This is a genomic window from Sutterella megalosphaeroides (assembly GCF_003609995.1).
Taxonomy (GTDB): domain Bacteria; phylum Pseudomonadota; class Gammaproteobacteria; order Burkholderiales; family Burkholderiaceae_F; genus Sutterella; species Sutterella megalosphaeroides.
Map to the genome: position 1 here is coordinate 1,542,493 of NZ_AP018786.1, position 25,398 is coordinate 1,567,890.

General features: G+C 61.9%; 13 protein-coding genes and 1 pseudogene. 9 read left to right on the top strand and 5 right to left on the bottom strand.

Going from position 1 to position 25,398, the window contains the following annotated elements; genetic code table 11:
- Nucleotides 1–345: 345 nt before the first annotated feature.
- Entirely contained in the window at nt 346–3,234 is a 2,889-nt protein-coding gene (locus tag S6FBBBH3_RS06425) for a tetratricopeptide repeat protein (protein ID WP_120176963.1), read from the bottom strand.
- A 2,095-nt stretch (nt 3,235–5,329) separates the two neighbouring features.
- On the opposite strand from S6FBBBH3_RS06425, the pseudogene S6FBBBH3_RS11440 reads away from it, so the two are divergent.
- The 5 genes and pseudogenes from S6FBBBH3_RS11440 to S6FBBBH3_RS06450 all read left to right on the top strand — a co-directional run.
- Nucleotides 5,330–5,638: pseudogene (locus tag S6FBBBH3_RS11440) on the top strand (histidine kinase dimerization/phospho-acceptor domain-containing protein); the annotation flags it as partial.
- Between the two features lie 139 nt (nt 5,639–5,777).
- Nucleotides 5,778–6,188, top strand: a complete 411-nt coding sequence (locus S6FBBBH3_RS11445; RefSeq protein ID WP_408646480.1) for a sensor histidine kinase — start codon at nt 5,778–5,780, stop codon at nt 6,186–6,188.
- A 106-nt stretch (nt 6,189–6,294) separates the two neighbouring features.
- Nucleotides 6,295–7,119 (top strand): response regulator transcription factor, encoded by an 825-nt coding sequence (locus tag S6FBBBH3_RS06440; protein WP_120176965.1) that lies wholly within the window; start codon nt 6,295–6,297, stop codon nt 7,117–7,119.
- A 437-nt stretch (nt 7,120–7,556) separates the two neighbouring features.
- Nucleotides 7,557–7,817 (top strand): hypothetical protein, encoded by a 261-nt coding sequence (locus S6FBBBH3_RS06445; RefSeq protein ID WP_120176966.1) that lies wholly within the window; start codon nt 7,557–7,559, stop codon nt 7,815–7,817.
- 555 nt (nt 7,818–8,372) lie between these two features.
- Nucleotides 8,373–9,377 (top strand): ornithine carbamoyltransferase, encoded by a 1,005-nt coding sequence (locus tag S6FBBBH3_RS06450; protein ID WP_120176967.1) that lies wholly within the window; start codon nt 8,373–8,375, stop codon nt 9,375–9,377.
- Between the two features lie 363 nt (nt 9,378–9,740).
- Here S6FBBBH3_RS06450 and S6FBBBH3_RS06455 read toward each other — a convergent pair whose 3' ends face one another.
- From S6FBBBH3_RS06455 to carA, 4 genes are all read right to left on the bottom strand, one after another.
- A complete protein-coding gene (locus tag S6FBBBH3_RS06455) occupies nt 9,741–11,108 on the bottom strand; it encodes an MATE family efflux transporter (RefSeq protein ID WP_120176968.1) in 1,368 nt (455 codons plus the stop codon).
- A gap of 281 nt (nt 11,109–11,389) precedes the next feature.
- Entirely contained in the window at nt 11,390–12,271 is an 882-nt protein-coding gene (locus tag S6FBBBH3_RS06460) for a hypothetical protein (protein ID WP_123957654.1), read from the bottom strand.
- Nucleotides 12,272–12,910: 639 nt separating this feature from the next.
- Nucleotides 12,911–16,156 (bottom strand): carbamoyl-phosphate synthase large subunit, encoded by a 3,246-nt coding sequence (carB, locus tag S6FBBBH3_RS06465; protein WP_120176970.1) that lies wholly within the window; start codon nt 16,154–16,156, stop codon nt 12,911–12,913.
- A gap of 22 nt (nt 16,157–16,178) precedes the next feature.
- Nucleotides 16,179–17,369 carry a glutamine-hydrolyzing carbamoyl-phosphate synthase small subunit gene (gene carA / locus S6FBBBH3_RS06470; protein WP_120176971.1) on the bottom strand — a complete coding sequence of 397 codons (1,191 nt, stop codon included), beginning with the start codon at nt 17,367–17,369 and terminating at the stop codon, nt 16,179–16,181.
- 979 nt (nt 17,370–18,348) lie between these two features.
- On the opposite strand from carA, the gene S6FBBBH3_RS06480 reads away from it, so the two are divergent.
- From S6FBBBH3_RS06480 to S6FBBBH3_RS10990, 4 genes are all read left to right on the top strand, one after another.
- The gene (locus tag S6FBBBH3_RS06480) at nt 18,349–19,119 is read left to right on the top strand and encodes a basic amino acid ABC transporter substrate-binding protein (RefSeq protein ID WP_120176973.1); all 771 of its coding nucleotides are present in this window, start codon (nt 18,349–18,351) and stop codon (nt 19,117–19,119) included.
- 438 nt (nt 19,120–19,557) lie between these two features.
- On the top strand, nt 19,558–23,166 hold the full coding sequence (locus S6FBBBH3_RS06485; protein WP_170143852.1) for an autotransporter outer membrane beta-barrel domain-containing protein: 3,609 nt from the start codon (nt 19,558–19,560) through the stop codon (nt 23,164–23,166).
- A 188-nt stretch (nt 23,167–23,354) separates the two neighbouring features.
- A complete protein-coding gene (locus S6FBBBH3_RS06490) occupies nt 23,355–25,112 on the top strand; it encodes a flavocytochrome c (protein WP_120176975.1) in 1,758 nt (585 codons plus the stop codon).
- A gap of 12 nt (nt 25,113–25,124) precedes the next feature.
- Nucleotides 25,125–25,304 (top strand): hypothetical protein, encoded by a 180-nt coding sequence (locus tag S6FBBBH3_RS10990; protein WP_123957655.1) that lies wholly within the window; start codon nt 25,125–25,127, stop codon nt 25,302–25,304.
- Nucleotides 25,305–25,398: the final 94 nt, after the last annotated feature.

A 25,398-nucleotide genomic window follows, 5' to 3' on the forward strand; every position in this document is an offset into this window, starting at 1 on the left:
CGATCTCTGAAGCCTGCAAATCCTCGTTTCGGACGTGATCGGGCAGCGGGTTCGGTGCACGATGTTTTCTCCATTCCTTGACCGGGCGCCTTTCGACGGGCGGTCGCGGTCGGTCTGTGTGGTGTTCCTATTGTAGGGAAGCTTGTTCGAGAGCATCGGGGCCGGTCTCGTCACACGGGTTCGTCGTTCGGCCGTGCGCGAGCGCGAAGCCCGATAGACGTCGGCCCCGGGAAGTCAATCAATGCTCCCGGGGCCGACGGCGGGTTTCGAGCCTTTCGCGGCGTGTTGCGTCCTGCGAAGCAGTCGCGTTTTCAGCCCGAGCTCACGATCGGACGACCGATTTCATTACCGCCATTGTTTCTTGGGGACGTCGCGGTATTGCCGGACTTTCCCGTTGACGTCGACGAAGAACCCCTTACGGCGCTTGCGTGTCTGAAAGCAGCCGAATTGGGGTTCGGGGACTTCCGGACCGTAGGCGCCGTCAAGGGCCTTGAAGATGTCCCCGCGACAGGCGTTCTCGTACGAAATCCTCGCACGGCGTTCCTGACCTTCTTCGAACGCGACTTCGAACTTTTTCACGACGGACGTCGGGTCGGCGAGTTCTGCCTCATCGAGCATTGCGAACGCCCCGAGCGGCGCGAGGGCCGCTCGGGCGGCCGACGGGTCGTTGAGAGCGAGCGTTTGGATGAAGGTGAGCGGGAAGAGCGACCGATAGACGGCCCACTTAACGCCCTTTTCGGCCGAGAACCAACGGGACGCTTCGAGGAGCGCCTGATCGGGTCGCCAGAGAACGAGATTCATGTACGTGCGATTTTCGCCGTAGGCCATTCCGACCATGCGGGCCGCGCCCGTGCCTTCGAGGTGGAGACGGAAGTTCACGACCACGGTAGTGGGGTCGAGAACGAACTCGTTCGTCTCTTCCGAACGGGCGATTTCAAACGCAATCGTCACGGGTTGCGCGCCGTAGGACTGCATGAGTCGGGAAAAGCGCAGGCCGGGAGCCTGCGGGTCGACGAAAATCTTCGGGTCGAAAAGCCCCCGGAAAAAGGTGTCACCCGATTTGATGTCGGCAAAAAGCGGCGCTTCGGGGCGCGTGTCGATCTCGTAGTTCGTGACGAAGTGCCAATCGAACGAGAGGGTGGCGCAGGTCGCAGCCCATGCTTGCGGGAACATGTCGTAGAAGTAGTGCGCAAATGCCGAGGGCGTCATCCCCCTGTCGAGCGCAGGCTCGTGGCGGAACCTGATCTCCTGCATGCAGAAGTACATGAAGGGCGCTTCGCCGATCGCTTCGGCCACGACTTGCCTCGCGACTGCCTCGTGGTAACAGCGAGGCCGCGGGTCGTCGCTTTCCAAATAGACGGTGAGTGCAATCATGTCGCCCGCCGGTTTCGGATCGATCCGGATCGACTTCAGGCCGAGGGGTTCGATCCACTCTTGAAGACGCTCGTCGATCCGAAGGTCTTCGCGCATGCCGACCTCGAATTTCCAGTCGTTCGCGGCAATGGCCGGCTTGTGTTCGACGAAGGCGAGCTCGGCGAAGATCTGCGCCATGTCGCAATTTCCCGAGAGGATAACGTAGCCCATCCGTTCGCTCTTCGATTCAAAGCCCGCCCGGTGGACCCAGTCGCCGCAGAGACCGGTCATCGCAGGCACGACCGCATCGCGCGCATTGCGCCCCGAGGCATAGGCCGACCGGATGTGGCGGCGCAGCGTCCGGGCCGACTTCGTGAGGAGCATCCAGGTCCGCGCCGTCCGAACGTCGAAAGGTTCGTCCAAAATCCCCGTAGAGTTGGCGGCCAACGCGTAGCCCAAGCTCACGAGAACCGTCGAGTCGATGCGGATTTTGAGCGCGCGCTTGAAGGTCTGAACCGCGTCCCAGTGGCGTTCGTCGGTGTAGTACGCCATGCCGAGAACCTGAAGGATTCGGAAACGCTCTTCGTCGTCGAGCGCCTCTTCGACCGCCTCATCGAGCGCCTGCTCCAAGAGGCCGATCGCTTTTTTACGCTTGAGAACGCGCAGTCCCGTGTCGCTTTCCACAACGAGATTCGCTCGGGCGAGCTCGACTGCGAAGTCGTTGTACTGCGATTCGCCCAGATCGTCGATTCGAGCGAGGGGCGCATAAGCGCCCGCCGCAACCCAGTCGGCGATGAGGGCAAGCCAAGCCTCGCGGTCCGAATCCGCGGGGCGAAACTCTTTGCTCGCAAGGATGCGTTCGTCCTCAATGGTCATCGGGCGGTAGACGACTTCGTCTCCCGTCAGACGCGATTCCGCACACGAGCTCCCGAAGTAGGAGAGAAGGCTCACCGTCTCGGTTTTTCCGCCTTCCGAGAAAACCTTCGCCTCGAAGGGATCGTCGACGCGCAGCTTTTCGACGCGACCGAAATCGCCCATCAGCACGCCGCGCGCGAACGAACGCAGGGCTTCGGGCGCGATCATGGAGATCCCGGCGTACGGGAGGTTGAATTCGATCGGGAAGCCCTCTTCCTGAAGGCTCGATCGACATGCGAAGACGCCCTCCTCCGTCAGAACGGGTTCGGTTGCTTTGAGAATCCGAAGGTTTTTGGCGTGCTTCTTCGGATCCGAAACAATCGCACGAAGGAGCTCGCGCCGAAGCGCAATGTCGTAGAGCGTCGTGACGCCGCCGAAGAGGACGTCCTCGTCATTGGGCATGCTGACGGAATCGGCAAGGCGCGTAACAAGCTCTGCAGTCGAAAGATTCTCGTACACCCCCGCCTTCAAACGGCGCTTCAGGTCCTTCAACGTGCGAAGCGCATCGGGCGAATCCTGGGGACCCGCCTCAATAGCGGCCCCGAGCACGCGCTCGGCATCCTCGCGCCGCCCTTCGGCGACCGCAGCAATGACGTACTGCCGCACGGTCGTGCCTTCGTTGGGGAAGAGTTCGAGGGCGCGTTCGGCTGCGGCCAACGCCCCTGCGGTTCTGCCCGTACGCAGACGCGCTTCGGCCAGAAGATGGGTGAGGACGAAGGAATCGGTCGAAGCGAGCGATTCGGTCACCGCCTTCTCAAGCACTTGGAGCGCCTTTTCCCACGAGGAGTAATCCATCGTGGCGAGGGCCGACGAGGCGTAGAGCTGAACGAAAATCGGATCTCGGGCGATTTCCTCCGCCGACCGGTGCTTCAGCATGTCTTCGACGATGCGGGTGACCGTCTCGTACTGTGATTCGCCGGCAACGGGCGTTGCGAGGTCGGTGGTGTCTTTGGAATTCGGGAACATGGTCTTTTTCCTTGTTTCCCGGGCAAACGGCGTCCTGCCGTCATGCGCCCGGTTAGGGACGAACGGAATACGGGCGCGCGCAACGATGCGCCGCCCCTTCGAAAAAGAGAGCGTCGAGCGAACGACCGACCGACTAGAACTTCGTCCCGAAGTTCTTGACGGTTCCTTTGGGGAGGATCCCCCACATCGTTTTGTCGGCCGTGATCCTGCAGTTGGGTTCGTGCACGACGTTACTCCAAAAAAACCGGCCGCGCGGGCAGCGTCGGGATGACGGCCCGCCTCGCGACCTCGGTTGTTCCTTTCAAGCACCCATTGTAGAAAAAACTTATCGAGGGTATGGGGGTGGCGAGAGTGGCTCGAGAATGAGGCCCCTCACCCCGAGGCCGTACGACAGCAAGCTCGACTACAATGAGGCGCCTATTCCGCGAGTCGACTCCAATTTTCGAAATACATGAAGTTTCGCTATCTGCTCTTCACGGGTTTTGCCTCCGTAGCGCTCATCCCGATTGCCGCGCTCACCGTCGTGCAGTTGAACGAGCTGCGCCGCGAAGCCCGCGACCAGGACATCGCGCAGGTGACGCTCACGCACGCGACGGCGGAGCGCCTCCGTTCGCGCCTTTCGATGGCGATGAAACTCGTGGAAGTGTCGGCCCTCACGGCGGCGGTCCCCATGCAGATGCCCCAATCGGAAGGTGTCGCGCTTACGATGAACGAGCATCTGCGGCATCTGTCGGAATCCATCCGATTCATCCGTAACGCCCACATCGACAACATCGAGTTGCGTACGGTCTACGCCTACCCGAGCATCGAAGCGTTGGATAAGGAATTGAGCGTCCAAGCACGGCCCTCGTTCGTCTCGGGTGTGTCGGATTTGCGCTCGGCCGCGGGCGACCATCGTCACCTCTGGCACGCCGATGCTTTGGCGGCTCCGCGCGGCAAGGTACTTGTTTCTCCCCCGATGGAAAACGGCCCCGAGCGCCGTCCCACAATCGCCATTTCGACCCCCATCGACGGCGAGAAAGCCCGCTTCGGGATTCTCACGGCGTACCTCGACCTGAAGCGCGTCGGGGAGTACCTCGACGTGACGCTCCCTCCGGGGACGAAAATCGAAGTGCTCGACAACATGGGCGTTCCGATCGTACCGCTTTCGAACCGCCAGACGTTGGTCGGATCCGCCGCCACGGATCGCGACGTCGAACACTTGAGTCGCCTCATCGACAATGCCTCGGCGCTTCAGCCCATCGGCGACGAGTGGATCGCCGGGGAAACGCGCCTGATGCACGACCCCTTCGCGTATGCCGCCACCGACCGGCTCGACTTGAAGGACGGTCCGACGATGGTTGTTTCCGCCGTGAAACTTCCCGACGAAGTGGGCGGTTGGACGGTGGTGCTCCTGCGCGACGTCCGAAGCCGCCTCACCTCGCAGACCCGCGTCTGGGAGCGTGCGGTCTTTCTCCTCTTCGGCGTTCTCGCCCTTTCCTTTGCGGTCGCGGGCGGTTGCACGAACCGCTTCGGTCACTCGGTCGAGCAGCTGAAGCGCTACGTCTCGAAGCTCGGACAGGGAAATCCCCATCCCGAGCCCGAAGACCGCGTGAGCTTCCCCGCGGAGTTGCAGCTCGTCCAAGAAGCGCTCGAGCAGACGTCCGTGAAGCTCGACGCGCGCACGCAGGCCCTGAAGACCCTTAACCGCGACCTAGAACACAAGGTGAAAGAACGTACGGCCGACTTGGACGGACGCAACCGGTTCCTGCGCGCCCTTCTCGAAGGAATGGCGGAAGGGGTGCTCGTGACGGACAGCAAGGCTCGGATCGTGCACCAGAATTCCGTCGCACGCGAACTCCTGCACGGGGGACCCGCCGACGACCTGATGCAGGCCGTGCGGGCCGTCATGGGAAAGGACGCGCAGCGAATCGAGTCGGACTCCCGGTCGGGCTCGGCGGACGCTGCCGACAGTACGTCCGACGCGCCCTCTTCCGACGCATGGCCGAGCGACGCGGGCGAGCGCATCTCCGTTCAGGCGCATCATCTGTTGACGTACGAAGGGCGGTCGCTTGAGTTCGAGTGCTTCCACGTCGACGAAACGCTCGACAAGACGATGCGTGCCGTCCAATTCACGCCGCCCTTTACCGGTTTGCTCGTTCGCGACGTTACGGACCGCGAAGCGACGGCCGCCTTGAAGGAAAGCCTTCTTTCGATTGCAGCTCACGAATTCCGCACCCCCGTACAGGCGATGCGCATTCAGGTGGAATCGCTCTTGGCCGAATACGAAGGGCGCGTGGGGCTTGACGGAAAACGGCGCGACGTGCGCTGGGATCCGGAATACCGCCGCGAAATTCTCAAGAATCTCGACGCTTCGTCGAAACACTTGGAAGGTCTCATTCGCGACTGGCTCGACGTCGCGCGCATCGACGGCGGGTGCTTCACGATCGAGCCCGAACCCGTGTCGCTTGCCGAACTCTGGCATCGCGCCGAGACGCTCGTGCTGTCCGCCTACCCCGATCAGACGCTCACGATCGATTTCGAACCGGATGCCGAAGGGGTGTATGCGGACGCAGCTCTTTACGAACCTCTTGCTCAATGCGGGTCGCTACGCGAAACCCGGGGTCCCGAGCGTCGTCACGGTGACGGGGCGCCTTGTGGGCGATGTGACGGACGACGGCACGACCGGAGACGACGAAGAACCCTACGTCGAAATGCGCGTCCGAGACAACGGCATCGGGATCGATTCCGCCAATGCGGAACGCATCTTCGACCGCTTCTTCCAGGTTGAAAAGGGCGACAGCCGCTCGAAGGGCGGTACCGGTCTGGGGCTTGTGATCTGCCGTGCAATTTGCAATGCTCACGGCGGAAGCATCGTGCTTGCGATGCCGTCGGAGGGTTCCGACAACGTCCAACAAAGGACTTCTCGAGGGGCAGGCGAACGGGCGCGGAATTCGTTATCATTCTTCCTGTAATCCCTAAGTAAACCTACCGTCCAGCGACCCGGCATTCGGGGGAGAGTTCGTTTTTGTCTTCACCCGATGAACCGGTCGACTGCACGGAGGGCCCCCGTTCGTAGCTATGGCGCTCTATCACCCCACCATTCTCATTGTCGACGACGAAACCCCGATCCGTACGGGCATTGCCGAAAACCTCAAGTTGATCGGCTATGCCGTCGAGCTTGCCGCCGACGGCGAGGAAGCGCTCGAACGCTTCGACGCGATGCAACCCAAGCCCGACCTCGTCATTCTCGACGTGATGATGCCGAAGGTGGACGGGTACGACGTCCTTCGGGAAATCCGTCGCGTGAGTTCGGTGCCGGTGATCATGCTCACGGCCAAAGGCGAAGTGCAGAGCAAGGTCTCCGCCTTCCGGCTCGGGGTCGACGACTACCTCACGAAGCCCTTCTCGCTCGACGAGCTCCAGGTGCGCATCCAGGCGATCCTGCGGCGTACGCGGCGGGCCGCGCAACCCGTGCGCTCCCACACGTACGACGAAACTGAAGAGCTTGAGAACGGTCCCTTCCGTCTTTCGATGGAGGGGCGTTGCGCTTTTTGGTACGACACGCCGATCCGCCTCACGGAACTCGAATTCCGCTTCCTCTGGGAACTCTGCCTTGCGCGCGGGCGCGTTCTCACCCACGAAGAGCTCCTCACGGCCGTCTGGGGCGACCACCCGTCGAACTCCCTCAACGTGTTGCGCGTGACCCTCAACCGCATCCGTCGCAAGCTTGCGCCCCTTGACGTCGAGCCCACGCTCATCACGAATCTCTCGAAGGTGGGCTACTCGATGCCCGACTTTACGAAGTACCCCTACGCGTACGGCGCCCTGCCCGACGGGGAAGCCGCAAAGGGCGGCGACGGTGCTGCGTCCCCCGAGGATTCCGCCCCCGAGCGGGAAAAGTGAACCTCGAGAAGACCGAGCTCGCGTGCGAATTTCAAAACGGCGGGGGAGTTCATTCTCCCTCGCTTTTCAATTTCTTCGGGTTTTATTTTTCAAATCCCGCTTTTGGAATCCTTCTTTTTGCGCTTGTTTTGCAGAAAGAACGGTTAAAAGGTCGGAAACCGACGGCTCAAAATCGACTCCTCGTCTCGGACGTTCGGCCGATACGCAAACCCGTATTTTGTTTCCCGATTTCAGCAAGGGCTTTTTTCTTTGCTTGTAAACCAAAGAGCGTCTTCGTGACGGCAGGATTTTTACGTAGGACGAATTTTTTCGGTTTTCAAGGAATCTCGCTCCTGAACAATCTTTCCGAATAATCGCTTTTCTTTTTCGGAAATAGGGTTTATTCTCAAACTGAGGTCGAAAAATTCCTTTCGACTCCTTTTCAGAACGGAGGCCTCATGGCCCCAAAGAATCAACGGTTCGTCGATATTGCCGTCGAACTCGATCGGGAGACGTTGAGGCGCCTGCGCGAAATGCCCGAGTTGCGCGCGTACGGTCTTGACGCCGCTTTCGAAAGTTTTGTCCGCGAAACGCTCGCCGAAGGCGACTTCCCGTTTCGCTCCGAAATCCGCGTGGTGCCCGAAGGGCCCATGCCCGACCCCGCGGACGATCTGCCGCCCGCCGGGTTGAAGGTTGCAAACGCCAAATGGAACGGTTGAGAGGCCCGCCTGATGCACGCATAAGGCCCGTCAACCCGCGGTCCGTCGGCAACACGCAGTCGAACCGACGGTCCTCATGAAAAACGGAGCTCCTCCGGCCGCGAACCGGCCCGAGCTCCGTCGCTGTTTTCGGACTCCCGAAAACACCCCTCTCTCGAAGGCTCGAAACAAACCGAACGGTTTTTCGGTAGACAGCGAACCTTGTCCCTTCCTCGCACACGCCCCCTCCTCTGCCGCGCCCCGCGCCAAGCTCCAAAATCGTCATTTCGCGCCGTTCGTCCGGTCCCGCGGCGCCACCCGAGAGGCGACAACGCAACGCACTCGTGCGACCGTTTCAGCCTATTCGTCGACCATTGAAAAACCAATAAAATCAACAGTTTGCCGTAAAACGTCTCTTTGCGTGCCGTCATCTTGACTAAGCTGAATTCCTCATCGGAAGCCTGCGGGCCTTTGCGACAATCGATGAAACGCCTTGTGTTCAAGGGCCGCTCGATAGCGGTCTCCGAGCATTTCAATCCCCTAACGAAGTCAGTTTTCAATCCCGAGAGGTGCCCCATGCCCGTCAATCTGAAAAACCGCAGCCTTCTGAGTCTCGTTCACCACACGCCCGCCGAAATCAACTACCTCGTCGAGCTCGCCGCCGATCTGAAGCAGGCGAAGCGCCTCGGCAACGAACCGAAGCGCCTTGTCGGGAAGAACATCGCCCTCATTTTCGAAAAGACCTCCACCCGTACGCGTTCCGCCTTCGAAGTTGCCGCCTACGACCAGGGGGCCCACACGACGTACTTCGAACCGAGCACCTCGCAGATCGGTCACAAGGAAAGCATCAAGGACACGGCGCGCGTCCTGGGCGGGATGTACGATGCGATCGAATACCGGGGTTTCTCGCAAAAGACCGTCGAAGAGCTCGCCGCCTACTCGGGCGTGCCCGTCTTCAACGGCCTCACCGACGAATGGCACCCGACGCAGATGCTCTGCGACCTCCTTACGATGAAGGAACACTCCGGCAAGCCCTGGTCCGAAATTGCCTTCACTTACCTCGGTGACGCTCGCTTCAATACCGGGAATTCCCTCCTCCTCGTGGGCGCCAAGATGGGCATGGACGTGCGCATCGCCTCGCCCGCGGCGCTTCGTCCTTCGGACGAACTGATCGCGCTTTGCAAGTCGATTGCCGAAACGACGGGTGCCAAGATCACCATCACCGAAGATCCCGTCGAAGCCGTCAAGGGGACGGATTTCATCCACACCGACATCTGGGTCTCGATGGGGGAACCGAAGGAAGTCTGGGACGAACGCATCGCGATGTTGCTTCCCTATCAGGTGAACGCCGAACTCATGGCTGCATCGGGCAACCCGAAGGTCGCCTTCATGCACTGCCTTCCCGCCTTCCACAATACGGAAACTAAGATCGGGAAGGAAATTGCCGCGATGTCCCCGCAGTTTGCAAACGGCATCGAAGTGACCGAAGAAGTCTTCGAGTCCCCCGCCTCGATCGTCTTCGAACAGGCCGCGAATCGCCTTCACACGATCAAGGCAGCGCTCGTCGCCTCGCTCGGCTGACGAGCGCCGCGTTCCGTTGCGCCGGAGCGAATCCGACTTCCCCCGGCGCGACGCGGTCAAAAACGTCGAAAGCCCCGCCACACGTGCGGGGCTTTCGATGTTTTGAGTCTGTGCTACGATGCTCCTTAGGAAAACGAAAGCTCGGCAAGGGCAGCTCCCCACTCAAGGACGAGATACCGCCTAATGGAGCAAGGTCGCCCGGCAAGCCGTAGGATGCCGCACTCACCGGAGTCACTCGTAGGCGGAAGGGACGTGCGGCATTTTCCTTTTCCGCTCAGCCGACGTTCGGACGTCCCCGACGCAGAAAGCCCCGCCGAAGAAGCGGGGCTTCGTGCTTTCGGACGCGGGCTCGGATTCCAAGCCTCACGCCACGTTGATGCGTTCCGCTTCCCGGCCGTCGTAGCCGTACCGTCGACGGTTCGCGAGGATCATGAAGGCGGACAAAACGAAGGCTGCGGCTTCCGCCCCCGGGGCCGAGAGCCAGAGGCCGATCTCGCCGAAGAACTTCGGGAAAACGAGGATCGCGCCCGTCACGAAAAGGAACGTGTGGCTGAAGGAGACGACGGTCGCGCGCCGTCCGTCGCCGAAGGCCGTAAAAAGATAGGCCGCAAAGAGGTTCGGGCCCGTGAAAAGGAGCGAGAGCGCGTAAAGCGGGAAGTAGTCAGCGACGAGCGACGCGACGTGCGGCGAATTGTCGACGAAGGCCGCGAGCACGTCGTCCGCGAAGAAGTACGAAAGCGCGTAGGCCGAAAGCGAAAAGACCGCGAGGAGCACGAACGCTTCGTTCAAGACGCGCTTCAAGCGCGGCCAGTTGCGGTTTCCGTAGTTGTAGCCGATGACGGGCGATACCGCCTCCGAGAGCCCGTAGAAAATGGCGTTGAAGACGTAGCTCGCATACATCGCAACCGTGAGGGCCGCCACGCCGTCGACGCCGAGCGACTTCTGGAAGGCGGAATTGAAAAGAAAGAGCGTCACGGCGTGTGAGAGGTACGCGACCATCTCCGAAACCCCGCTCGTCGCGGCGTTTTTCACGGCCTGCCACTCGGGAACACGGAAGGAAAAGCGCAGCGCCGCGTTCTTTCTGCGGAAGAAGTACCAGGCACACGCCACGCACACCATCCACGAGATCGAGGTCGCCCAGGCGGCGCCCGTCATCCCGAAGCCCATCGGCCCCATGAAGAGAATGTCGAGCACGACGTTCGTGACGCCCGAGGCAATCGAAACGGCAAGGCCTACCTTCGGGAACCCCGCGGTCGTGAAAAAGGTCTGCGCGGCGACGTTCACGAGGAGCGCGGGCATCGTCACGAGCGCCACGTGCTGGTAGGCTTCGGCGTACGGTGCCTCGTCGGGGCCGATTTCGAGGAACACCATGAGTTGGTCGAGAAAGATCCAACCGAGTAAGCCCAGGACCGCCCCGAGAACGGCTTCCGCGATGAAGATCGAACTCAGGGCGCGCTCGGCCCCTTCCTTGTCGCCCGCACCGAGGCGTCGCGCGATGACGGAGGCGCCGCCCGCGGAAAGCATGATCCCGAAGGCCATGAGCACGCTCGACAAGGGCCAGACGAGATTGAGCGCTGCGAGCGCGTTCGTGCCGAGGTAGTGGCTGATGAGGGCGCCGTCCGCGACCATGTAACTCATGATAAAGAGCGACATCCCCATGCGCGGCAACGCAAAGCGAAAAAGCCCCCAGGTCGTGAAGTCGCGGCCGAGCCGCCGTGCGGTTTCGTTCACGAGCGGACCTCCCGCGGGTCGGCTTGAAGCCGGGGATTACAATCGCGTGACGCTCTCACTGTCGCGGTCATGATGACGGGTTCCTCTGTTGTTCGACCGCCGTATTATTGCTGCGTCCCGAGCCCGAGTGCAAACCGGCCGCTTGCCCGAAGCGCCGCGAATTGGGCCGTTTCCTGCCTGTTTCCCTCGCTCCTCTCTTCAGCGGTCGCTTCGAGAAAGGCCCTGACAGCAACGGCCGGGGGCCTTGGATGCGGGCTTAATGGACCCGCAGCGTTGCTCGGTCAAAAACGCCAAGGCCGCTTCTTTTGGAAGTCGGCCGCGCGGTAAGTCGCCGTTGAGTAGAACCGGACGCGCCACGGAACGGTTGCGACACGAGCCGACAGGTCTTCCTCCCTCACCCGCGGGAACGGTCCCTCGCGCCACCACTTCGTGTAGCGGTTTCCGGGTTCCGCCAGGATGGATTCGAAGTCCTTGTCGCGTGCGGTCGGATACTGCTTGAAAAAGTGTCGCCGGAATTCGGTAAGGTACACGGTCTTGCCTTTTTTCCGAGAGGGGCCGCGGGCCACAACCCAATACACGTTTCGGAGCTTCGCGGCTTCTCCGATGGCGTTGTCGATCAGTTGGTCGGCGTAGAAATCCGCCTTTGCAGGATCGGTCCGCCGCACTTCGCCCAATTCTTTCGACCAGAGGGAGAGACTGCATTGTCCGATGTGGCTCATCCTTATCCGGACACGTACCGTCTCGGGACGAATCTCGGGAGTCGCCGCATAGGCCGGCGGATCGAGCAGGTTTTTGAGGCGCGGCAGCCCCGTCGTGACCTGCCAGCGTCCGCGCAACGACTCGGGCATGCACCGCGCGAAGGCGTTGATGTTCCCGGCGTGCTTCGGGTAGCCGCCCGTCGAAAGAATCAAACGGATCGCTCCGCCTTCGTAAATCACGATGGTTCGCCAGTCACGGGCAAGGGGCGCCATGGTTGCGTAAATCCAACGAGCCGCACGCCGAAACGCTTTCTCGGATTCGGCGCATTGAGCGCGCAGACGATCGCTTTCCGCTTCGAGCTTTTCCCAGATCCGGACGGGATCGAAGGCTGCCGCGATGACGAAATCGCGCTCGCTCGGGCGGCCCTCCTCGGTGTACGGCTCGGTTGGGAGAGCGTGTGGCATGCAGGCTTTCCGTTTCTTCGCGGACGCACGTCGCGAGGCGGCGATTTTGGTCATTCGGAGCCCTCCTTTGAATTTCGGGTGTTCGGTGCATTGTAGGGCGGACCGTCCGTATGGCTCGGGGCCGCAACACCTTTCGACGGAGCGCTTTTGAACGGGCGTTGCGTGCTACTATGAAACGCACGAAAACCGTGAATGCCGTAACTTCCTTGGTAGGCCGAGAAACCGCGAACGAGGCCGGATACTGTATTCACGGGGCGCCCGTTTCAGACTCGGATCCCTCGGAGAGAACAGTCTGAACGGGCGTTTTCGTATTTGCACAATCTGGAGCAACCCTGACCCGAACGAATGTCGCCGTCTCGCGATGCCCCGACTTCCTGAGGCAGCGACCCGTCGCAGCTCGCCTCTCCTCTTCGCCCTCCTCTGTAATCGGCTTTATCAGGCAAAAGAAATCCCGCTCGTAGTGTGAGCGGGATCGAAGGGTTTCGCGAGCGGTCGGGACTTTGAGGTTCTTCGGATGCCGTTTGGCCTCCTTCCCCTCATTCCCTTCTTTTCGGAAGTCCCCCGGGCGCCCTTGATCGCCCGGGGGCTTCCCCGCTTCGCGGATGCTTGCGAATTCGACGGGATTTGTCTTAACGCACGTTACGAAGCGGCAAGCGCTTCCGCGTGCAGATCCTGAAGGTCGTAGACGTCCCCCTTGCGACCCGCGCGGATGCCTTCGGCAGCGGCAAGGCCGCCCGCCATCGTCGTGTAGTACGTCACCTGTTCCGCAAGGCACGTACGGCGGATGGCGGCCGCGTCGTCGAGTTCGCTTTCGTGTTCCGCGACCGACATCACGACGAGGCTGATCTCGTGGTTCTTGATGAGGTCGATCACGTTCGGGCGCCCTTCGTGCACGCGACTCACACTGCGGCAGGGAATGCCCGCCGAGAGAATAACTTTCGCCGTACCTTCGGTGGCGATGAGTTCAAAGCCTGCGTGCGCGAGCTCGTGCGCGCAGACGATGGCTTTGGCCTTGTCGGAATTGCGTACCGAGATGAAACACGTGCCGCTCTCGGGGAGGCTCGAAGCCGCCGCGACCTGGCTCTTCCTGAGCGCTTCCGCAAAGGTGCGCCCCACCCCCATCACTTCGCCCGTCGAGCGCATTTCCGGTCCCAAGACGGGGTCTACGCCCAGGAACTTCGCAAACGGGAACACCGCTTCCTTCACGCAGTAGTAGGGAGGCGCCTTTTCGAGCGTTTCGACGTCCAAACCCTGCGCCGCAAGCGTTTCGCCCGCCATCGCCCGCACGGCGATCTTCGCGAGGGGGCGCCCCGTCGCCTTCGAGACGAAGGGAACCGTACGCGAGGCACGCGGATTCACTTCGAGGACGTAGATGTCGGGGTTCGCCGAGTGCGGGTTCTGGATCGCGAACTGCACGTTCATGAGACCCACGACCCCGAGGGCCTTCGCCATGGCGCGCGTCTGACGGCGGATTTCCGTGACGACGTCGTCCGAAAGGCTGTAGGGCGGGAGCGAGCACGCGGAGTCGCCCGAATGGACGCCTGCCTGTTCGATGTGTTCCATCACGCCCGCCACCGCCACGGTCTCCCCGTCGCAGACGGCGTCGACGTCGAGTTCGATCGCGTCGTCGAGGAACCGGTCGAGAAGCACGGGGCTCTCCGGGCTCACCTTCACGGCCTTCGACATGTAGAGTTCGAGCCGCTCCGGCGTATGGACGATTTCCATCGCGCGACCGCCCAAGACGTAGCTCGGACGAACGACAAGCGGATAGCCGATTTCAGCGGCCTTCTCCAGGGCCTCGGCTTCCGTGCGGGCCGTACGGTTGGGCGGCTGCTTGAGGCCCAATTCGTTGATGAGGGCCTGGAAGCGTTCGCGGTCTTCGGCGCGGTCGATCGCGTCCGGAGACGTCCCGATCACGGGGACTCCCGCCTTTTCAAGCGCGCGGCAGATCTTGAGAGGCGTCTGGCCGCCGTACTGCACGATCACGCCGTCGGGCTTTTCAACGTCGCAAATCGCGAGCACGTCTTCGAGCGTCACGGGTTCGAAGTAGAGGCGGTCCGACGTGTCGTAGTCGGTCGAGACGGTTTCCGGGTTGCAGTTCACCATGATGGTTTCCCAGCCGTCTTCGCGGAGGGCCATCGCGGCGTGCACGCAGCAGTAGTCGAATTCGATCCCCTGGCCGATGCGGTTGGGGCCCCCGCCGAGCACCATGACCTTCTTCTTCGCGGTCGGGTTCGCTTCATCGGCGTCGGTCGACCCGTACGTCGAGTAGAGGTACGCGGTGGTCGTCGCGAATTCCGCCGCGCAGGTGTCGACGCGCTTGTAGACGGGGAGAATGCCGTTTGCCTGACGCATCGCGCGCACGTCGGCTTCGGTAGAGTTCATGAGCGAGGCGATGCGCTTGTCGGAAAAGCCCAGGGCCTTCAGGTGCTTCAAATCGGAGGCGTCGAGCTCCGTCAGGGCGTGCCCCTTGACGACCGCTTCCGTTGCGACGATTTCGGCGATTTCGCGCAGGAACCAGGGGTCGATCTTCGTGTGGCGGTGGATTTCGTCCAAGGACATGCCCAGACGCATCGCGTCCGCAACGTAGAAAATGCGTTCGGGTCCGGGAACCGTGAGTTCGCGAATGAGTTTCGACGCGTCGGTCGTGACGGGAGTCAGACCGTCCTTACCCGTTTCAAGGCCGCGCAGCGCCTTCTGGAGGGACTCCGCAAAGCTCCGACCGATCGCCATCACTTCGCCCACGGACTTCATCTGGGTCGTGAGGCGGTCGTCGGCGGCGGGGAACTTTTCAAAGGCAAAGCGCGGGCACTTCGTGACGACGTAGTCGATCGAGGGTTCGAACGAGGCCGGGGTCTTCCCGCCCGTCATGTCGTTTTTCAATTCGTCGAGCGTGTAGCCGACGGCAAGCTTTGCCGCGATCTTCGCGATCGGGAAACCGGTCGCCTTCGAAGCGAGGGCGGACGAGCGCGAGACGCGCGGGTTCATTTCGATCACGATCATGCGACCCGTCTTCGGATCGAGCGCGAACTGCACGTTCGATCCCCCGGTGTCCACACCGATCACGCGCAGAACGGCCATCGACGCGTCGCGCATCGCCTGGTATTCGCGGTCGGTGAGGGTCTGAGCGGGCGCCACGGTGATGGAGTCCCCGGTGTGCACGCCCATCGGGTCGAAGTTTTCGATGGAGCACACGATGATCGTGTTGTCCGCCTTGTCGCGGACGACTTCCATTTCGAATTCCTTCCAGCCGAGAAGCGACTCTTCGATGAGGACTTCGTGCGTGGGCGAGAGTTCGAGCCCGCGCGAGACGATCTCGTCGAATTCGGCCGTGTTGTAGGCAATGCCGCCACCGGAGCCGCCGAGCGTGAAGGACGGACGAATGACGGCGGGGAAACCCGTCATCTTGAGAAGGGCCTTCGCTTCGCCGAGCGTGTGCGCAACGCCCGAGCGGGCGGACTCAAGACCGATCGAGGCCATCAGTTCCTTGAAGCGTTCGCGGTCTTCGGCCTTGTCGATCGCTTCCGGGGTGGCGCCGATCAATTCCACGTCGTATTTCTCAAGCACCCCTTCGCGAACGAGGTCCATGGCGCAGTTCAAAGCCGTCTGCCCGCCCATCGTCGGGAGAATCGCGTCGGGGCGCTCTTTGGCGATGATGCGCTCCAACGTCTGCCAGGTGATGGGTTCGATGTAGGTTGCATCCGCCGTCTGCGGATCCGTCATGATGGTGGCCGGGTTCGAATTCACGAGAATCGTGCGGTAGCCTTCTTCGCGCAGTACGCGGCAGGCCTGAACGCCCGAGTAGTCGAATTCGCAAGCCTGACCGATGACGATCGGACCCGCGCCGATGATGAGAATGGATTGAATGTCTGTACGTTTGGGCATGATGTGTCCTTGTCGGGCGGGGTCAGTTCGCGGAGGCGGCCTTCTTGGCGGCCATCAGTTCGACGAAGTGCGCGAAAAGCGGCGAGATGTCGTGGGGACCCGGGCTCGCTTCGGGGTGACCCTGGAAGCAGAAGGCGGGTGCGTCGGTGAGCTCAAAGCCTTGCAATGACCCGTCGAAAAGCGACCGGTGCGTGACGACTGCGTTTTCGGGCAAGGTCTCCGCGTCGACCGCAAACCCGTGGTTCTGGCTCGTGATGTAGACGCGGTGCGTGCGCACGTCCTCAACGGGGTGGTTCCCGCCGTGATGGCCGAACTTCATCTTGAGGGTTTTCGCCCCGACCGCAAGGCCCATGATCTGGTGACCGAGGCAGATGCCGAAAAGCGGCACCTTGGCGGCTATCGCCTGCTTCGCGACTTCAATCGCGTACGTGCAGGGGGCGGGGTCCCCGGGGCCGTTCGAGAGGAAGATCCCGTCGGGGTTCATCGCCATGGCTTCGTCAAAGCTCGTGCGCGCCGGCACAACCGTCACCTTCACGCCCGCAGTCGCAAGCATGCGAAGAATGTTCTTCTTGATCCCGAAGTCGTAGGCGACGACGTGATAGGGCTGCTCGGCGGGCGTCACAAAGCCCGCGGCGCGCTCGGCCGTTGCGTTTTGCCACGTGCCTTCCGTCCATTCGTAGGAAGCCTTCGTCGTCACGACGCTCGCGAGGTCCTGGCCCTCCATCCGGCCCCAGGACGAAGCGGCCGCCTTCGCCTTTTCGAGGTCGGCTTCGGTCAGGTCGCCCTTTTCCGCGGCGACGATCGCACCGGGCTGCGCCCCCGTCGAGCGAAGGTGCATGGTGAGGGCTCGCGTATCGATGTCCGTGATCGCGACGATCCCTTCGGCGCGCAGGACTTCAACCAAGGGGCGTTCGCTGCGTGCATTCGACGGAACTTCCGTCATGCGGTTCACGATCAAACCCGCAGCTGCGATCGCGCGGCTTTCCATATCCTCGGCGTTCCAGCCGGTGTTCCCCACGTGCGCCACCGTAAGCGTCACAAGTTGGCCCGTATAGGACGGATCCGTCAGGATTTCCTGGTAACCCGTCATCGACGTATTGAAAACGGTCTCACCCGAGGCCAATCCCGGAGCGCCCGCAGAGCGCCCCCGAAAGATCCGTCCGTCCGAGAGTACCAGTGCCGCTTCGGGCCGTTTGTGCGTAAGAAGTGCCACGTTGTTCTCCTTCGTTTGTCATTCGGATCGTGCCGAAAATCCATGTCTTTCGGCGCCAAAGTCTTGTCATTTTATGTAACGCTCCGCCCAGAATCGGTCGGACCGATTAAGGAGAACACCCAAGAGGCTTTGCGCTTTTTCGTGAGGAAAAATGGTTCTTCGAACCCGTAGAATTGTCGGCAAATACTCGTCCGAAGTGGATTTGATGGTGAATACGAAGGGACTCTCCGTGATTCGGACGAAGCACTGCGCCAAGTTGTTTACGTGATGTGCATGCGAAGTTACCCGAATGTCTCCGAAGCGGAACATATATCGTCGAGCCCGTGCGCTTCTTCCCTCCGATCGGGGGCGCGAAACGCACCCCGGGCAGTATCGATTCGCCTTGTTTCCAGTCTGAAAGCGTCCTCATCCGGCTCCGCACTTGCGCCTGCCGCACCCTCTCCAAAGCCCTTTTGAGGTACCCCCCCTACCCCTACCCCTCCCCACCCCAACGAAGAGACGGCGCCGCATGACGGGCCGCAAGCGGCGTTTCCACGCCCGAACGGAAGTGTTCGACTCGCCGCCCTTCGACGTCCTTCGAGGGGTTGCGCGAACCGCCACGTCACACGATACGGCCGACAAGGGATTCCGCGACGTCCTTCACCATACCGAAGTATGGGGCGAGGATCCTTCGGGAATCGAACTCTTCGGTGTCGCGGAATGGTCCTCATTCGACATTCGTTTGGTCGACAAATGGGTCTTCGGAGTCGACCGACAAACGCCGCTATTTTCAACAAACTCGGCAACTAATATCCACTCTCTATCCTTTGCCGAATAGACACAAGAAAGAATCAGATTCGGAATCTTTTTGCGAATTCAGGGTCCCGAAATCGGGGTTTCCGATCGTATAGTTAACTCGCAGGCCGACGAAACAACGGGTCCGTCCCAAACGCCACGGCATGTGTTTTTTAAGGTTGGTATTTGTATAAGGAGTTTGACAATGAAAGCCGCCTTTTCGTCTCGGACCGTTCTGACCGGTCTCCTCGCCCTCGCTCTCTCGGGTTCCGTCTTTGCCGCCGACCCCTGGAAGGTCGCCACCGAGGGCACGTTCCCGCCCTTTGAGTTCTACGACTCGAAGACGGGCGAAATTCAGGGTTTCGAGGTCGATCTCGTTCGCGAGATGGCCAAGATCATGGGGCGCGACCTTCAGCTCTCCACGATGGGCTTCGACGCCATTCTGCCCGCGGTGCTCGCGGGGACGATCGACACGGGCGCCGCCGGCTTCTCGATCACGCCCGAACGTCAGAAGCGCGTCCTCTTCACGGATCCCTTCTACACGTCGGGTCTCACGATCGTCGTGAAAAATGGTGAAAAGAACATCAAGGGTTTCGCCGACCTTAAGGGCAAGCGCATCTCGGTGCAGCTCGGCTCGACGAGCATGGTCGCCGCCAAGAAGATCGAAGGCGCCAAGATTTCGACCTTCAACAGTGCCGGGGACGCCATCCTCAACATGCTCGCCGGCAACGCCGACGCCGTCATCAACGACAAACCCGTCACGGACTACATCCTCGCGCAGAACGCCTCCATCGCCTCGCAGACCGTACATCTCCCCGAAATGGCAACGGCCGATCAGTTCGCCATGATCGCCGCGAAGAAGGACGAGAAGTTGATCGCGGAGATGAACGCGGCGCTTAAGACCTTGAAGGAAAACGGTACCTACGAAAAGCTCCACGTGAAGTGGTTCGGCAAGTCGGCCGAGCTCGTGAAGTAATAAAAATCGAAAGGTCAACCCTCAAGCCTCCCCCGTCGGTACCCTCCGGCGGGGGTTTTCGTTTTCCCGAATCGGGCGCGGGATTGCGCTCCTGCCCTTCGCCCTTCCCGCAGCGGCACGGCGCCCCGCCGAATCCGGCACGTACCAAGCGGAGCTGCGCCGAAGACGGATGCGCCGTGAAGGGCTTCCGGTCCTCCCCGTATCCTCCCCGCACCTTCGCAGCGGAGCGTATTCGCGTAATTACCGAGGATCGATTTCGCTACCGAAAGCTGTATATCTGTCCTCGGGACTCGATTTCGACGGTGTCGCTTCGTAAAATCAAATTAACGGTACTTTCCGACCTTCACTTCAAAAGAGGTCCCCATTATGCTTTCTCGTTCGACACATCAGGATTCCGTTCGTTCTTCCCGTTCGTTCTCACCGCGTCCGATCACCCGGGTGAGTCGTGTTGCGGCAGCCGTTGCGGTGCTCGTCGTCGCCTATGCGGGGCCCGCTTCGGCGACCGTCTTCACGTCGGGCATCACGGGAAGCGAAACGGGCTACGAGTCCGTCCGCACCGTGACCGAGGACGGTACCGTGGTCTATGATTTTGCCGCGGGCGACCGGATCGACCTCACCGATTCCGCCGCGGAATCCGCGGTTCATGCTTCGGACGGTACTTGCCTTGACTTCAATGGTTCCGTCGGGATCCGCCAGCTTCGTCGTGCGCCACAGTACATCGATTCTGCGTACGGACTTTTTGCGGAGGGCATCGGATCTTCGATCGTGACGGACGACATCACGATCGACATGAGCCACGAAGCTTATGTCGGCGCTCCCATCACCTTTATGTCAGAGGCGACGGGTATCGGTGCAAGCGGCGGATCCTTTGCCGCCCGGAATGTGAGCGGTACGATCCGGGCAACGGCGGACCGCTCCGCCGGGAGCGGCTTCGCGATGGTGAATGCGCTGAATGTCGCCAACAGCAGCCGACTCGTCGTCGAGGGGGATGCCGACTTCTCGCTTTCCGCTTCCGTGTCGGAGGGCGAAGCGTGGCTGACCGGTCTCTCCATGGAAGGCCGGGCCGACGGTGTCGCCAATCACGCCTCCGTCGGCGGGGTTCTGCGGATAGCGGGAAGTGCGGTGGTCGACGAGTTCGATACGTCGGGAACGGCGTTTGCCGATGCCGTCGGTATTACTGTTCAGTCGGACGGAGAGGCGCTTCTCGGGCGCCTTGAGACCGATCTTCGTGTCGCCGTGGACGCTCCGGCCGGGACGGCGCAGGTCGCAGGCATCGATGCCGCGGCCACCACCCTCGGGGGCGCGCTTGTTCAGGCGGGTTCGGCAGACATCCGAGTTTCTGCTCGAAGTTCCGGAGACGGTGCTTCGTCGGCATTCGGCGTGGTTTCCGATATCGGTGCGGTCATTCGTCTCGGCGAGAGCGCGATTTCCGTCACGTCCGTTTCGGAAAGTTCGGCCAAGGCTTATGGCCTTCTCGCCGATGCGGGTACGATCGATCTGACGAGCGGCTCCGTCACGATCACGGCGCTTGGCGTGGCAACGGGGGCGACGGGCACGGCTACGGTCGACGGGGTTTTGGCCGACGGCGGCACCGTTCGGATCGGCTCGGGCAACATCTCGGCCTTCGCCCTTGCGGGTGAGAACGCTACGGCGCGGGCGCTCGTCGCTCAAGCGGGCGGCACGATCGACTACGAGGGCGGCCGTCTATCGGTGACGTCCGACGGGTGGCAGGCCGTAGGCCTCTACGCCGACGGCGGAACGATCCGTACCGGCAGCTTCACGGCCGAAATCGGCGACATGGAAGTCGACGGCAGGCAAACGCACACGCCGCGAACCGTCGGGATGTGGCTTGCCGACAACGATGCGTCCGTTACCGTCGAGGGCGACGCCGGCTTTACGATGACGACCTCGGGGAGCCTCGACCTCCTGATGTCGACCGGTGTGTCCTTGGGCGGCGAACCGACCGACGAATACCACAGCCTCACCGTCACCGGCACCCTTTCCGTCACGTCCTCCGTCACGCCTCTCGACGATGCGGTATCCGACGCATGGATGTTCTCGCGAGGCATCTACGTCGACTCCGCAGCCGACGTCGACATCGGTGCGTTGCGGCTCGACCTTTCGGCTACCGCCCGAGCTCCCGAACAGTACGCCGAAACGACGGGTGTCGAAAGCTCGCCCGAAAACGGTACGGCGAAGATTCGCATCGGCGACGTCGACATTCGGCTTTCGAGCATCGGCGAGAAAGGTGCCGAGGCGGGCAGCTACGGCATCTATGCCGTCGGCTCGACCGATCTTGAGATCGGTGCGGGCGATATCCGAGTCGTTGCTTCGAGCGATGGTTTTGCTACGGCCGTTGCCATCGATTCGGAAGGTGCGCGCATTGCGAAAGGCCAAGGCACGCTTTCCGCCGTCTCGGACGGCCAGGCGTTCGGCATCTACGCAGCGGGCGGCGGGTCCGTCACCTACGGCGGCGGAATGATTTTCGCCGAAAGCCGCGGCACGTCGTCGGCGCCCGCCGTGAGTTCCGCCGGCATCGCCGCGGTCGAGGGCTCGAGCGTTACGCTCACGGGTTCGACGTCGATGGATGTTCGAGGCCCGGAGGCCGAAGCCGTCTGGCTCGAAGGGTCGACGCTCACCGTGGCGGGCGACCTCACGGTTGTGTCTGAGGGTAGCGGTCTTTTTATGGACTCGACCTCCACGCTCGTCGTGGCAGACTCGGGCTCCGTCACCGTCAATTCGGTTGAGAGTTACGGCACCGCCCGTCTTGCTGCGGGCTCGAGCCTAACCGTAACGGGCGAAAGCAACCTTGAGGTCAACACGCTCGGCAGCATCGAGGCGACGAACGCCCGCATCAACGTGGGCGCGGGTGGCTACTCGGTGCAGTCCCTTACGGGCGCCGGCAACACGCTGCGCTTCACGAACCTCGCCGACAACACGGGTGTCACGTTCGATTCCGCCGTCACGGATCTTTCCCTGGCTGCGGCGGGCACCGCGAACGACCAGTTTGCCTCGCCCGAGGACGCCGCTCGTGCGGCGCTCGAAGCCGTTAACTTCACCGATCCCGCGACGACGTTGGGTGCAACCGACCTCGTCGTTGAAGAAGGTGCGGTCAACAACGGCCTCACCGCGATTGTCGCCGAAGACGGGACGCTCTCGAACGTCCGCGTCACCGAAAACTCGAAGCTCGCGGACCTCGGGTCGCTCACCATGCTCGGCGCCTTCCAGTGGCGCCACGACATGTCGGACCTCGCGCGTCGGGCGGGCGAACTGCGCGATGCGCCCCAAGGGGTGGGCGCCTGGGTGCGCGGCTACGGGACGAACCTCTCCTACGGAGGCGTCGACAATACGAACACCTCGATCCAGGTCGGTGCGGATACGGATGTGGGCGGAGGTTGGAAGCTCGGTGCGGCCTTCTCCTACACGGACGGTTCTAGCGATTTGACGGGCGGCACCGCCGAGTCGGACGCCTACGGCTTTGCGCTCTACGGCACCTACCTCAAGGAAAACGGCGCCTATGTCGATCTCATCGCCAAGGTGAGTCGCCTCGAATCCGACTTCACGGTTCGCGAAATGACGGGCTCGATCGACAACAACGCCTGGAGCGTGAGCGTCGAGGCGGGTCACCGCTTTGCCTTCGCCGATCGGGCCTTCGTCGAGCCGCAGGTTGCTCTCACCTACGGGCGCGTGACGGGCGACGACTTCATAACCGGAAACGGCGTACGCGTTCAGCAGGACGACTTCACGTCGCTCGTCGGTCGTGCAGGCGCTCGCGCGGGCTTCTTCCTTCCCCAAAAGAAGGGGACGCTCTACGCGCGCTTCTCGGTTCTGAACGACTTCGAAGGGGAGCTCGATACTCTGGCCTCCATGGGGAACGCGCGCAACACCGTGCACGACGACATCGGCGGGACGTGGGTCGAGTACGGAGTCGGCGCGAACTTCAACTTCACGCCCTCGACCTACGGTTACGTCGACCTCGAACGCAGCTCGGGCGGTGACGTCAACGAAGACCTCCGCTGGAACGCAGGCGTCCGGTTCGTCTTCTGAGAACGTAAAATCGTAGTAAACCCGAGTGTTCCGGACCCCCCTACTTTCCCCGAACACTCGGGTTAATCCCGTCGCACCCTCCCGCCGTCGGGCCAAAAATGAGTTGAAGCCTTCGGCGTCCTGCGATCCGACCGGTCCTTTCCCGGGGCGCTTCGTAAGGACGTCTTGCTACTCTGGAGGAAAAGGCCATGGCTCGACATTCCATCCGCATCCTGCGCGCCACAACGTTGGCGCTCGCCCTCTGCGGCACTGCGCTTGCCGCTCCCGTCACCACTGAAGGTACGGGCGTCGGGAAACACGGCGACGTCACGGTAGCCGTGATGTTCGACGGCGGCAAGATCACCGCGATCGACGTCAAATCGTCGCTTGAAAATCCCATTCTCGCCAAAGGCGTCTTCACGGAGATGAAGGACGCCATGGTCCGCTACAACAGTGCGGACGTCGACGTCGTGGCGGGTGCCACGCTCTCGTCCGAAGCCCTGCGCTCGGCTGTCAAGGCCGCTGCCGAAAAGGCGGGCGTGACGTTGGCGGGTCCCGTCGTGGTCGCAAAGCGCGCCCCGAAGGTCCCCGAAAAGAACGTCTATGATGTCGTAGTTGTCGGCTCGGGCGGCGCGGGCTTTTCCGCCGCCATTACCGCGCACGACGCGGGTGCGAGCGTCGTGATTCTCGAAAAGATGCCCACCGTCGGCGGCAACTCCCTCATTTCCGGTGCGGAAATGGCGGCCGCAGGCTCCTGGGTGCAACAGAAGCTCGGCATCAAGGATTCGGTCGAGCAACATTTCCAGGACACGATGAAGGGCGGTGACAACCTCGGCGACCCCGCGGTTGTGCGTGCGATGGTTGAAGGGGCTCTGCCCGCCGCACTCTGGTGCCGAGATGAAATCGGCGTCGAATTCGTCGAAGACAACCTCTTTCACTTCGGCGGTCACTCCGTCAAGCGCTCCCTCATCCCGAAGGGCGCGACGGGCTCGGAATTTATTTCGAAATTCATGACGGCAGCCGAAAAGCGCAAGATCCCGATCGTCACGGGCATGAAGGCCGAAGAGCTCCTGCGCGATGCCGACGGGCGTGTGACGGGCGTGCGGGCCGTCATGGACGGGAAGGACTACGTCTTCGAAGCGCGCCGCGGGACGGTGCTTGCCACGGGCGGCTTTGCCGCGAACGTCGACATGCGCACGAAGGCGAATCCCTTCTACGGCGCGGGCTTCAAGACGACGAACATGCCGGGCGCTCAGGGCGACGGCATCGTGATGGCGGAGAAAATCGGCGCGGCCGTTGCCAACATGGACCAAATCCAGACCTACCCGATGTGTGACCCGGTCTCGGGCGCAATCGAGCTGATCGACGACGCGCGCTTTGAAGGCGCCATCCTCATCAACCAGGAGGGGCGCCGCTTTGTCGAGGAACTCGAACGCCGCGACGTCATGAGCAAGGCCATTCTCGCTCAGACGGGTCAGTACTGCTACGCGCTCTTCAATCAGAAGGTCGAGGATCGCGCGCATGCCGTGCAGAACCATCAGGACGAGGTTGCGGTCTTCAGTCGCACGGGCATTCTCTACAAGGGCGAAACCTTGAAGGACGTCGCCGACCATTTCAAGATTCCGCTCGACGCCCTCGAAGACACGGTGAAGAAGGTCTCCTCGTACGCTAAGACCGGGAAGGACCTCGACTTCAACTACCGCGGGAAATTCGAAGACCTCACGACCGGGCCCTACTGGATCTACCGCGGCGTGCCGTCGGTGCACCACACGATGGGCGGCTTGAAGATCAACCCGAAGGCTCAGGTGCTCGATGCGAAGGGGAATCCCATCCCGGGGCTCTGGGCCGCGGGCGAGGTGACGGGCGTCACGCACGGTTCGAACCGCCTCGGCTCCAACGCCTACGCCGACATCATCGTCTTCGGACGGATTGCGGGTGAAGAAGCCGCGAAGGCCGAAGTGAAGTAATCCAACGCGCGCATGAAGAACGCCGCAGGTCGTGGCTTGGACGACACTGCGGCGTTTTTTCGTTACAGCTCCATGGTGCGCCGCCACACCGTTTTCCGTACCGCGCTGCCGGTCAAGTCGACGGTTGCTGAAAAAAAACGTGCCGGTGGGCGCACAAAATTTTCAGGACGTGATACGATAAAAACACGATAACGAATCGAGTTACGGCAGGTCCATCGCGGGCGAGAGACCGCAAGTGGGCCAAGGAAGCCTGACAGGTTCGGATGCCGCACTTACCGATGCTACT

Coding starts and splice junctions, on each gene's coding strand:
- S6FBBBH3_RS10990 (WP_123957655.1), top strand. CDS start 25,125: ATGAAGAACGCCGCAGGTCGTGGCTTGGACGACACTGCGGCGTTTTTT.
- S6FBBBH3_RS06440 (WP_120176965.1), top strand. CDS start 6,295: ATGGCGCTCTATCACCCCACCATTCTCATTGTCGACGACGAAACCCCG.
- S6FBBBH3_RS06490 (WP_120176975.1), top strand. CDS start 23,355: ATGGCTCGACATTCCATCCGCATCCTGCGCGCCACAACGTTGGCGCTC.
- S6FBBBH3_RS06445 (WP_120176966.1), top strand. CDS start 7,557: ATGGCCCCAAAGAATCAACGGTTCGTCGATATTGCCGTCGAACTCGAT.
- S6FBBBH3_RS06425 (WP_120176963.1), bottom strand. CDS start 3,234: ATGTTCCCGAATTCCAAAGACACCACCGACCTCGCAACGCCCGTTGCC.
- S6FBBBH3_RS06450 (WP_120176967.1), top strand. CDS start 8,373: ATGCCCGTCAATCTGAAAAACCGCAGCCTTCTGAGTCTCGTTCACCAC.
- carB (WP_120176970.1), bottom strand. CDS start 16,156: ATGCCCAAACGTACAGACATTCAATCCATTCTCATCATCGGCGCGGGT.
- S6FBBBH3_RS06460 (WP_123957654.1), bottom strand. CDS start 12,271: ATGCCACACGCTCTCCCAACCGAGCCGTACACCGAGGAGGGCCGCCCG.
- S6FBBBH3_RS11445 (WP_408646480.1), top strand. CDS start 5,778: ATGCGGACGCAGCTCTTTACGAACCTCTTGCTCAATGCGGGTCGCTAC.
- S6FBBBH3_RS06480 (WP_120176973.1), top strand. CDS start 18,349: ATGAAAGCCGCCTTTTCGTCTCGGACCGTTCTGACCGGTCTCCTCGCC.